Origin of the sequence: Flavobacterium psychraquaticum (genome assembly GCF_034497725.1) — a bacterium.
GTDB lineage: Bacteria > Bacteroidota > Bacteroidia > Flavobacteriales > Flavobacteriaceae > Flavobacterium > Flavobacterium psychraquaticum.
On sequence record NZ_JAXKVR010000026.1, the window covers coordinates 61,360 to 73,546 of the forward strand.

General features: G+C 32.7%; 9 protein-coding genes. 6 read left to right on the top strand and 3 right to left on the bottom strand.

Annotated features, from left to right (window positions below; genetic code table 11):
• Positions 1-67 precede the first annotated feature (67 nt).
• From T1L09_RS05340 to T1L09_RS05355, 4 genes are all read left to right on the top strand, one after another.
• Entirely contained in the window at positions 68-2,956 is a 2,889-nt protein-coding gene (locus T1L09_RS05340; RefSeq protein WP_322549920.1) for a serine hydrolase domain-containing protein, read from the top strand.
• Positions 2,957-2,958: 2 nt separating this feature from the next.
• Positions 2,959-3,408: a DUF1801 domain-containing protein gene (locus T1L09_RS05345; RefSeq protein WP_322549921.1), complete on the top strand. Its 450-nt coding sequence runs from the start codon at positions 2,959-2,961 to the stop codon at positions 3,406-3,408.
• Between the two features lie 63 nt (positions 3,409-3,471).
• Positions 3,472-4,608: an N-acetyl-alpha-D-glucosaminyl L-malate synthase BshA gene (gene bshA / locus T1L09_RS05350; protein ID WP_322549922.1), complete on the top strand. Its 1,137-nt coding sequence runs from the start codon at positions 3,472-3,474 to the stop codon at positions 4,606-4,608.
• Positions 4,609-4,666: 58 nt separating this feature from the next.
• Positions 4,667-5,032, top strand: a complete 366-nt coding sequence (locus tag T1L09_RS05355; RefSeq protein ID WP_322549923.1) for a protease complex subunit PrcB family protein — start codon at positions 4,667-4,669, stop codon at positions 5,030-5,032.
• A gap of 45 nt (positions 5,033-5,077) precedes the next feature.
• Here T1L09_RS05355 and T1L09_RS05360 read toward each other — a convergent pair whose 3' ends face one another.
• A complete protein-coding gene (locus T1L09_RS05360) occupies positions 5,078-5,569 on the bottom strand; it encodes a hypothetical protein (RefSeq protein WP_322549924.1) in 492 nt (163 codons plus the stop codon).
• Between the two features lie 273 nt (positions 5,570-5,842).
• Positions 5,843-6,127: a hypothetical protein gene (locus T1L09_RS05365; RefSeq protein ID WP_322549925.1), complete on the bottom strand. Its 285-nt coding sequence runs from the start codon at positions 6,125-6,127 to the stop codon at positions 5,843-5,845.
• 121 nt (positions 6,128-6,248) lie between these two features.
• On the opposite strand from T1L09_RS05365, the gene aroC reads away from it, so the two are divergent.
• On the top strand, positions 6,249-7,310 hold the full coding sequence (gene aroC / locus T1L09_RS05370) for a chorismate synthase (protein ID WP_322549926.1): 1,062 nt from the start codon (positions 6,249-6,251) through the stop codon (positions 7,308-7,310).
• Positions 7,311-7,513: 203 nt separating this feature from the next.
• Entirely contained in the window at positions 7,514-9,184 is a 1,671-nt protein-coding gene (locus tag T1L09_RS05375; protein ID WP_322549927.1) for a T9SS type A sorting domain-containing protein, read from the top strand.
• A 243-nt stretch (positions 9,185-9,427) separates the two neighbouring features.
• On the opposite strand, the gene T1L09_RS05380 is transcribed toward T1L09_RS05375, so the two are convergent.
• Positions 9,428-11,980 carry an ATP-dependent Clp protease ATP-binding subunit gene (locus T1L09_RS05380; protein ID WP_322549928.1) on the bottom strand — a complete coding sequence of 851 codons (2,553 nt, stop codon included), beginning with the start codon at positions 11,978-11,980 and terminating at the stop codon, positions 9,428-9,430.
• Positions 11,981-12,187: the final 207 nt, after the last annotated feature.

Here is a 12,187-nt window from a genome sequence, read left to right on the forward strand (position 1 = left end):
TATATTTGAGAATCATCATTAATTCAATTTTAATGATGATTTTTTCATTTCACAAAACATTGATTTCATGCGATATTTACTGATTTTTATTCTTTTTTCAGCTATTACATTTGGACAAAAAAAATCTAATCTTTCTAAAGAAGTATGGGTTGATAGCGTTTATAATCAACTTTCATTTGATGAAAAAGTAGGACAATTGTTTATGGTAGCTGCTTATTCTAATAAAGATGAAGCGCACAATAAGTCAATTGATAAATTGGTAGAAGAAAATAAAATAGGAGGGTTAATCTTTTTTCAAGGCGGACCTCTTCGGCAAGCAAAGTTAACAAATCGATACCAAGCAAAAGCTAAAGTTCCCTTGTTTGTTGGCATTGACGCTGAGTGGGGATTAAGTATGCGATTAGACTCTACTTATCGATACCCTTGGAATATGACACTTGGTGCAATTCAAGATATGAAATTGATTGAGAAAACAGGAAATCAAATGGGGAAGCAGTCAAAAAGAATGGGAATTCATTTCAATTTTGCGCCAGTGGTCGATATTAATACAAATCCTAAAAATCCGATTATTGGTAACCGTTCTTTTGGTGAAACTAAGGAAATTGTTGCTTTAAGAGCTTCGGCTTTAATGATTGGATTGCAAAATGAAGGCGTTTTTGCTACTGCGAAACATTTTCCTGGACATGGCGATACAGCTACGGATTCGCATCATACCTTGCCATTGGTAAAATTTGATAAAAAAAGGTTAGATGACGTTGAATTATATCCTTATCGAGAATTAATTAAAAATGGATTAGCCAGTATAATGGTTGCACATTTAGAAGTTCCAAGTATTGAACCACGTCCTAATTATCCCACATCAATTTCCTATAATGTAGTTACTAATATTTTAAAAAATGAATTAAAATTTACGGGTCTAATTTTTACAGATGCTTTGAATATGAAAGGAGCAAGTAATTTTAAAAAACCTGGCGATATTGATTTAGAAGCTTTTTTGGCAGGAAATGATGTGTTGCTGTTTTCCGAAAATGTTCCTACTGCTATTAAAAAATTTAACGAAGCTAGAGAAGATGGCAGATTGACAGCTGACCGTTTAGCATATTCTGTAAAGAAAATATTGGCCTATAAATACAAAGCAAATTTACAGAATTATCAACCAATTGCTCTAGAAAATTTATATGAAGATTTAAATGCGGTTGCATATGATGCGCTAAATTACAAATTATATGAAAATGCTATTACCGTAATAAAAAATGAAAAAAAATCGATTCCGATTGCACAATTAGACAAAGAAAAAATTGCATATGTTAAATTAGGAAACGATTCTTCGGATGTATTTTTGAACCAGTTAAAAAATTATGCAAATATTACTGAAATTAGGTCTCAAAATTTAGATTCTGTTCTGGTTCAATTGCAAAGTTTTACAAAAGTAATTGTTGGTTATCATAAAGCAGATGGCGCTTGGAAAAATCATGATTTAACTTTTAGAGAATTACTGTGGATCAATCAAATTGCGAAACAAAATGAAGTTATTTTAACTTTTTTTACCAAACCATATTCACTTTTAGGTATTAAAAATTTTGAAGCTGTAGAAACGATTATTTTGGGTTATCAAAACAATACTATCGCGCAAACAATTGTACCACAAATTATCTTTGGAGCCATTGGCTCTAAAGGGAAACTTCCTGTTTCTATAAATGAATATTTTAAAGTAGCCGAAGGAATTGAAACCTTGGCAATTCAACGTTTAGGATTTGAAATACCTGAAAATGTAGGAATGAGTTCCCAAGTTTTAAAGAAAATTGATTCTATTGCTAATTATGCAGTGGATAGAATGATTACGCCTGGTATGCAAATTTTGGTAGCCAGAAAAGGGAAGGTTATTTATCAAAAATCATTTGGAAATCACACTTATGAAAAAGACGCTTCAAAAGTAAAAAACACAGATTTATATGATATTGCATCATTAACAAAAATCATTGGAACATTACCAAATGTAATGCTCGAATTTGATAAAGGAAATTTAAAATTAGATACCAAACTAAAAAACATGTTACCTGTTTTTGAAGAATCTAATAAACAAGATGCCACTGTTTTAGATATGTTAACGCATCAAGCTCGCTTTCAGCCATGGATTCCATTTTATAAAGCTACGCTGGATAGTATAAATAGACCCAGTATTAAATATTATCGAAATAGAGGGTCGATAGAGTTCAAATTGAAAGTAGCTGATAATTTATACTTAAGAACTGATTACAATGATACGATTATAAAGATAATTGCAGCTAGTGATTTACTACCAAAAAAACAATACAAATACAGTGATTTTCCGTTCATATTGTTCAAAGAATATTTAGAGAAAGAAAACGGAAAGTCTTTAGATTTTCTTGCTAAAAATAATTTTTATAACGCTTTAGGTGCCAAAACTTTAACCTATAATCCACTACTTCAGTTTAATAAAAGTGTTATAATTCCAACGGAGAATGATACCTATTACAGACATCAAATTATTCAGGGTTATGTACACGATATGGCTGCCGCTATGCAAGGAGGAGTTTCAGGTCACGCAGGTTTATTTTCGAACGCTTTAGATGTAGCAAAAGTAATGCAGATGTATTTGCAAAAAGGGAGTTATGGTGGAAAAGAGTATATTAAAGAAGAAACAATTCAAAAATTTAATACGTGTTATTTCTGTAAAGAGGGAAATCGACGAGGCGTAGGATTCGACAAACCGCAATTAGGAACTGAAGGACCAACATGTGGTTGTGTTTCATTGACAAGTTTTGGACATACGGGCTTCACTGGAGGTATGACTTGGGCTGATCCCGACAAAGAAATTGTATATGTTTTCCTATCAAACCGAACCTTTCCAGATTCAAATGCTTCAAACAAATTATCGAAGGAAAATATTAGAGAAAATATTCAAAAAGTTATCTACGAAAGTATAATTGAGTAATTATGGCAGCAGCAACAGTTGAACAATATATGAATGAAATTCCTGAAGAGAGAAAAGAAGGTGTAAATAAATTAAGAGCCATAATTCTTGAGAATCTTCCCGAAGGATTTGAAGAAGGAATGAGTTATGGAATGGTTGGTTATTTTGTTCCTCATTCAATATATCCGCAGGGTTATCATTGCAATTCTGAATTACCTTTGCCTTTTATGTCTTTTGCAAATCAGAAAAATAGTATTAATCTTTATAATATGGAACTCTATGCAAATCCAAATTTGCACACTTGGTTTGTTACAGAATTTGCAAAGCATTCCAACGAAAAGCTAGACATGGGTAAAAGTTGTATTCGGTTTAAAAAATCTGCAAATATTCCTTTTGAATTAATAGCCGAATTAGTACGAAAAGTAACGGTTACAGATTGGATTTTAAGTTATGAATCTAAATTCAAAAAATAATTTAACATTTGTTTTATAAAAGCTCACCTTAGAAATAGTAATTTTAATAAAAATCAAGAATCAATGAAAATTGCTATAGTTTGTTATCCTACATTTGGCGGAAGTGGCGTTGTTGCTACTGAATTAGGTTTAGAATTAGCCAAAAGAGGTCACCAAATTCATTTCATAACCTACAGTCAACCAGTGCGTTTGGCATTGTTGAATCCAAATGTACATTATCATGAAGTACATGTTCCTGAATATCCATTATTTCATTATCAACCCTATGAATTAGCGCTTTCAAGCAAATTAGTTGATATGGTAAAGTTGTATAAAATTGATGTTTTGCATGTTCATTATGCTATTCCTCATGCTTATGCGGGCTATATGGCAAAACAAATGTTGGCCGATGAAGGTATTCGAATTCCTATCGTTACTACCTTACACGGAACAGATATTACTTTAGTTGGAAACCACCCGTTTTATAAGCCCGCGGTTAACTTTAGCATAAACAAATCAGATGTCGTAACAAGCGTTTCTGAAAGTTTGCGTGCTGATACTTACAGGCTATTTGACATCAAAAACGAAATCGTTGTTATTCCAAATTTTATTGAATTAAATAAAGAAAAAGCGATTAAAAATATTCCATGTCATCGGTCACTAATGGCCTTAGAAGATGAAATGATAATTACCCATATTTCTAATTTTAGGAAGGTAAAGCGCATTGATGATATTGTGAAAATTTTCTTTGAAATTCAAAAAGAAGTGCCCTCAAAATTAATGATGGTAGGTGAAGGTCCAGAAAAAGAAATTGCAGAACGAATGTGCGAAGAATTAGGTATTCAAAATAAAGTAATTTTCTTTGGGAATAGTAATGAAATTGACAAGATTTTGTGTTTTTCTGATTTGTTTTTATTGCCATCTGAAACCGAAAGTTTTGGTTTAGCAGCTCTAGAGGCTATGGCTTGCGGTGTGCCCGTGATTTCTAGTAATTCCGGCGGATTGCCAGAAGTGAATAAAGATGGTTTTTCAGGATACCTCAGTAATGTGGGCGATGTCGCTAAAATGAGTAAAGACGCAATAACATTATTACTAGATAAAGAACTCCTGAAACAATTTAAAAGCAATGCTTTGGCCACAGCTAAAATGTTTGATATTCAAGAAATTGTTCCTATGTACGAGCAAGTTTATAAACAAGCTATTGATTCAAAAAATGACTAAAATAGTACCTTTTTTTATTTTATTACTGGTTGCATGCTCAACCCCTAAACCACTCGTTATGAAAACGACATTTCATACCCTGTATAAAAGTGCTAATGGCGGCACAGAATATTCTGGTTATTTACATATTACAAATAATGAAGATTTTATTAAGTTAATAGATAATTTAAAAATTGATTCATCTGAATTTAATTCATTGGTAACCATCGATTTTAAAGAAAATGACGTAATTGTGTTAAACCAAGGGCAAAAATCATCAGGAGGTTATAGTATCGATATTGCTTCCGTAGAGTGGCAAAACGAGCTGCTTTTAGTTAAGAAATTAGAGAAAAGTCCGGGTAAAGGCGAAAGTGTTACGATGGCATTGACCTCACCTTATTCTATCAGCATAATTCCAAAAGCAAAAGAAATTAAAATTCTTTAAAAAAAAAATGGCTCTTGATAAAGAGCCATTTTTAATTTTATTTATTTAAAATCTGTAACGGATACCTAAAGCGATATCTGGACCGAAATTATCTTCTCTATAATCATCTGAATTAAAATAAAGTTCAGGACGAATGTCTAATGATAATTGAATTGGTGCTTCTTTGAAGTTGTATTCAATACCTAAATCACCTGCTACGAATAGAATAGTTCCGCTTCCGTCACCATATTCTTTATCAACACTCCACGAACCAATTCCACCTCCAACACCAGCATACCAGTTGAAACCACCTTCAATATTCCAAACCCATTGGTATAATCCAGTTAATTTGAATGCATCAACATGTTTGCTGTTTCTCCAACCTAAATCTAATTCCAAACGATTATTATCACCCAAACCTCTTTGGTAAGATAATTCTCCTCCAAAACCATCATTGTCACCTAAACGTAAACCCAATGCGTTTTTTGAAATATCCTGTGCTTGCGCGCTAAATGCCAAACCTAGTAGCATAAAAGCAGATAAAATTACTTTTTTCATATTTATTTATTTTAGCAAATATAAGGAAAAAATTAACAAATGGAGCGGCATTTTTTTAATTTATTAGATGGGTTTCTATAAACTCTTCTTACGTTTGAGTGGAAGAAGCTCGAATTTGTAATTCTGCGGCTGCTATACTATTTAAATTACAAGAAGTTACGGTGTTACTATAAACTACACCAATTCCATCGACAAATGTAAATCAAAGTTTAATGGTAAAGCAGCCGCAGCATTTAAAGACAAATCACCTGACAAGTATAATTTACCATTTTCTTAGCGAACACCATTATCTCTTACGGCCGAAGAGAAGAATCCTATTGCAAAATCATTTTTAGTTTTAAATTTTTTAAACGTCGTAGAAGCTATAATTGTATCGTTGGAAATAAATAAGGAATCTGTAGAAATTTCTTCCTCATTTTCAATAGTATAAGTCCAAAAGTTTCTAGTTGTTAGAGGCATTTCAAAGGTAGTTGAAGACGCTTTATCATCGTCATATTCTGAACAAGCAAACAATACCGGAGCTTCACAAAATAAAAAGAGATAAGATATTTTTTTCATAAACGTTATTTTAGAATAGTTAAATTATAAATTCTAAGCTAATATTGTTATAAATTTACTAGTAAAAACAAAATACTTATTGAAATATAGTAACTTTGCTATAAATGCAATTAATTAAATTATGGCTGGAAATACCTTTGGAAAATTATTCAAACTGACAACTTTTGGTGAATCGCACGGTGAAGCATTAGGTGGAATTATCGACGGTTGCCCAGCAGGAATTGCCCTTGATTTTGATACAATTCAGACTGAAATGCAAAGGCGAAAACCGGGACAATCAAGTATAGTAACCCAGAGAAAAGAAGCAGATGAAGTTCAATTTTTGTCGGGAATTTTTGAAGGAAAGACTACCGGAACTCCGATTGGATTTATAATTCCCAATACCAACCAAAAATCTGATGATTATTCGCATATAAAAGACTCTTACCGTCCTAGCCATGCGGATTATGTCTACGAAAAAAAATATGGTATTCGCGATTATCGTGGTGGCGGAAGAAGTTCAGCGCGCGAAACCGCAAGTAGAGTAGCAGCAGGAGCTATTGCAAAACAAATAATTCCCGAAATTAAAATTAATGCGTTTGTTTCTTCAGTAGGTGAGTTGTTTGTGGACAAACCTTATCAAGATTTAGATTTTTCTTTAACAGAAACGAATGCTGTGAGATGTCCTGATTTAGATACAGCTAAAAAAATGGAAAATTATATTAAGGAAATAAAAAAACAAGGTGACACCGTAGGTGGAACAATTACTTGCGTAATTCAAAATGTACCTATTGGTTTAGGAGAGCCGGTTTTTGACAAACTCCATGCAGAATTAGGAAAGGCAATGCTTTCTATAAATGCTGTAAAAGGTTTTGAATTTGGAAGCGGATTTTGTGGCGCTCGGATGAAAGGAAGTGAACATAACGATTTGTACAATGCTGATGGTACTACAAAATCTAATCTTTCTGGCGGAATCCAAGGTGGAATTTCTAATGGAATGGATATTTATTTCCGAGTTGCTTTTAAACCAGTGGCCACACTAATACAAAAGCAAGAAATTTTAACCACTACAGGAGCGATAATTGAACAACAAGGAAAAGGGCGTCATGATCCTTGTGTGGTTCCAAGAGCAGTTCCGATTGTTGAGGCAATGGCAGCGCTCGTCATAGCGGATTATTTTTTATTTGCGAAGTTAAATAAGTAAAATTTTATATTTTTCCAGTTACAATTTATATTTTTTTTTAAATATTAATTTAATAATAATGCTTTTAATATGCTATTTATTTAATAATACACCAAAAATTAAGCAAATTTTATGGATAATGTAATTTTTGACAAAGCATAAATTAGTTGTTTTTTGTATGTTTATTTGACTTAATTTTAGTTAAAATTATAAAACTTATAAATATGAAAAAAATTACTTTTTTAAAGCAGTCTATTATTGCTTTTTTACTCTTATTTACGCTAAATACATCAGCTCAGTCTGATTATTTTGATGTATTAGTAGGAGCATCAACTTCGGGATTAGGTAGAGCTCCTCAAGGTTCACAAGCAGTGACAAGAGCTGTGTTTTTAGTAACGGCGACAGAGATGTCAGACGCGGGTTTTACAACAGGTGATCAGATTAATGCATTATCTTTTTTTTATAGCGTAGCTCAAAATATTCCAACAACTGGAAATATGGTGGTTTATCTAGAAAACACAGCTGATGTTGCTAACAACAAATCTACTACTTGGGCAACAGCTTTAACAGGTATGACAACAGTAAGTAATTCTACTGCAACGATTCCTAACGTTGCCGGACCATTTTTTGTTCCCTTTTCTGGTGGTTCTAATTTTACTTATTCTGGAGGCGGGTTATACGTAGGTTTTGATTATCAGAATTTAACAAACCCAGTAGCAACAACTGGAAATATTGCTTTTTGTAATAATTTGTTAGCAGCAGGATTAAAAAGTGCAATGTCAGCACCAGGGACTACAACTCCGCCGACAACTATAGCGTCTTCTGCTTTTCGACCTATAATTAAATTAGGTAAACCTTCAGCTTGTTCAATGCCGGTAGCGCCAACTTACAAACAAAGTTTAAGTACTTTAAATTCAGCTACAGTATCGTGGATTGCTCCAGATGGAGGCTCTTCTTTTGATGTAGAATATGGTCCTTACAATTACGTTCAAGGTACTGGTACAACTGTTTCAGCTACTTCAAATGTTTTAGTAATTTCGGGACTTTTAGAGAGCTCGGTATATGATTTTTATGTTAGAAAAAATTGCGGATCTGGCGTTTATAGTGATTGGAGAAAAAGTTCGTTCGCAACATCATTCGCTGCTTCAACTCCATCTTATACCACAAGTTTTGAACAAGAAAATCTTAATTTTATTGGATGGGCTAATCCGAGTGCAACTTTAGTTGCTGGTGATTGGGCAATTGGAAAATATGGTGCTGGACCTTTAGTTCAGGATGGCGTAAGTTCTGTTGCTTCTGTAACTCCGACAACAGCTGCAGCAAATAATTTTATGTTTTCACGAGGTTTAAATCTTACCGCTGGAGAAACAGTTACAGTATCATTTTACTTAAGCAATTTTAGAGCTGCAGGAGTAACTACCTCGGGAGCATTGCAGGTTACTTATGGAACTGCACAAACAGTTGCATCTCAAACTAATATAATTAATACGCAAACAGGAATTACAGCAGCACCTTTCACATTACAAACCTATACTTTTGTGCCAGCAACAACTGGTGTTTATTTCATAGGTTTCAAAAACATTTCGCCTGCAAGTGCTGGTACACACGCTTTAATTATAGATAATTTTACAGTTTCACAAGTTTTATCTACTCAATCATTCTTAAATGATGCAATTAAAGTTTATCCAAATCCAGTAAATTCTGTTTTATCAATTGACACAAATAATTCGTTTGATATAGAAAAAATTAGTATTAGCGATGTTAATGGTAGATTTGTTAAAAGTCAAAAAGGTGCAAAAAATCAAATAAATGTTTCAGACTTAAACGCTGGTGTTTATTTTGTGACTATCGAATCTAACGATGGAATTACTACAAAGAAATTCATTAAACAATAAATTTTTAATTAATACCAATTAATCACTTGCAATATAAAATTTGCGAGTGATTTTTTTATAGTTTAAATTAATTTAGGCTTTTATTAATAACAGCGATAAGTTTAAATTTGAAAAGTATTTTATTTATTTGAGTTTGAGAATTATTATTAGAAAAAAACTCAATCTATAATTTATAGATTGAGTTTTTAATTTAACGAGCTTTTAAGTAAATACTCTAAAGTATTATTGTTTTATACTAACAAATTAAGCGCTTGGTTCTTCAAGTTTTTTAATCTCAATTGTGAGTTCTAAATTGTTTTCATCTAAATCCATAAAAATTTGATCACCTTCATGAATTTTGGAAGTTATAATTTCTTCTGCCAAAGCATCTTCAACATATTTTTGAATTGCTCTTTTTAATGGTCTTGCACCAAATTGCTTGTCGAATCCTTTGTCAGCGATATAATCCTTAGCCTTATCAGAAAGTTTTAATGTATAACCAATTTCCTTCACACGAAGGTATAATTTGTCTAATTCAATATCTATAATTTTGTTAATATCCTCTTTTTCAAGTGCATTGAAGACAATTACATCGTCAATTCGATTTAAAAATTCAGGTGCAAATGCTTTTTTCAAAGCGTTTTCGATAATTCCTTTCGAATTTTCATCAGTTTGTGCATTCTTAGAAGCAGTTCCAAAACCAACTCCTTGTCCAAAATCTTTTAATTGACGTGCACCAACGTTTGAAGTCATAATGATAATAGTATTTCTAAAATCAATTTTTCGACCTAAGCTGTCCGTTAAATGTCCGTCATCTAGTACTTGAAGCATCATGTTGAAAACATCTGGATGTGCTTTTTCAATCTCATCTAAAAGAACTACACAATATGGTTTTCTTCTTACTTTTTCTGTTAATTGCCCACCTTCTTCGTATCCAACGTATCCTGGAGGTGCTCCAACTAATCTAGATATTGCAAATTTCTCCATGTATTCACTCATGTCGATTCGGACTAAAGCATCTTCAGAATCAAATAATTCTTTTGCAAGAACTTTAGCTAATTGAGTTTTACCAACACCAGTTTGACCTAAGAAAATAAACGAACCAATAGGCTTGTTTGGATCTTTTAATCCTGCACGATTTCTTTGGATGGATTTTGCAATTTTCATTACTGCTTCATCTTGTCCAATAACCTTACCTTTAATAAGTTCGGGTAGTTTAGCTAACTTATTACTTTCAGTTTGTGCAATACGATTTACTGGAATTCCAGTCATCATTGAAACGACATCAGCAACATTATCTTCTGTAACTGTTACTTTGTTGTCTTTTGCGTCTTTTTCCCATTGCTCTTGCGCAATAGCTAAATCTTTTTCAATTTGTTTTTCATCATCGCGAAGTTTAGCCGCTTCTTCGTACTTCTGTTTTTTAACAACCGTATTTTTCAGTTCGCGAACTTCTTCTAATTTCTTTTCTAATTCTAAGATTTGCTTAGGCACATCAATATTAATAATATGAACGCGAGAACCCGACTCGTCTAAAGCGTCAATAGCTTTGTCTGGAAGAAATCGGTCTGTCATGTATCTATTAGTAAGTTTTACGCAAGCTTCAATTGCTTCTGGCGTATAAATTACGTTATGATGATCTTCGTATTTCGATTTGATATTGTTTAAAATTGTAATCGTCTCATCCACAGATGTTGGTTCCACAATTACTTTTTGAAAACGTCGTTCTAAAGCGCCATCTTTTTCAATATACTGACGGTATTCATCTAACGTTGTTGCTCCAACACATTGAATTTCTCCTCTGGCTAAAGCTGGTTTAAACATATTTGAAGCATCTAGCGAGCCTGTAGCTCCACCAGCGCCTACAATTGTATGGATTTCATCAATAAATAAAATAATGTCATCATTTTTCTCCAATTCATTCATTACGGCTTTCATGCGTTCCTCGAACTGACCGCGGTATTTTGTGCCAGCCACTAAACTAGCTAAATCAAGCGTAACGACCCGTTTGTTGAATAAATTTCGAGATACTTTCTTTTGGATAATACGAAGTGCTAAACCTTCTGCAATAGCAGATTTTCCCACACCTGGTTCACCAATTAAAAGTGGGTTGTTTTTCTTTCTACGGCTTAAGATTTGAGAAACACGCTCAATTTCTTTTTCTCTACCTACTACAGGGTCTAGTTTTCCTTCTTCGGCCATTTCGGTTAAGTCACGACCAAAATTATCTAGCACCGGAGTTTTAGATTTTTTATTTGTTTTATTTCCAGCAGGAGGCGTCGTAAATCCACCACCATCTTTCATACTGTCATCTTGTCCGGAATCTTCATTGAAAGATTCAGCTTTTGGAAAGTTTTCGATGTAATCGTCTTCGTTTGTCATCATGGCGGTGTATTGCTCTTTAACGGTTTCGTAATCTATTTTAATTTTATTCAGCAATTTCGTCGTTGGGTCAATATCGTTTCGTAAAATACAAAGCAATAAGTGAGCTGTTCCAATTTCTGAATTACTAAATAATTTGGCTTCTAAAAAGGTTGTTTTTAAAGCTCGTTCTGCCTGTCTTGTTAGATGTAAGTTTTTCTTTTCAATATTTTGAATACCATTAGGATTTGCTGGACTTAAGATCTCTACCTTTTTTCTTAAATGAGATAAGTCAACCGCTAAATTATTTAAAATATGTATAGCCTTTCCATTTCCATCTCGAAGTATTCCAAGTATTAAATGTTCCGTGCCAATGAAGTCGTGTCCTAGTCGTAAAGCTTCTTCTTTACTAAAGGTAATTACATCTTTAACTCTAGGTGAAAAATTATCATCCATAATTTAATATAATATAAGTAAAAGTAAAAATTTATTAAGGTAAGTGCAAAAACTATACCCTTCATTTATACTGATATGCTAAATGACAAAAAATAATTGAAATAACAAAAAAATAAGACAGTGAATTTCGAGTAATTTGTAAATAAAGTTGTTAATAAAATTTACAAATTAGTAGCTAAATAATTGTGCCAAACCTATAAAAAGCCG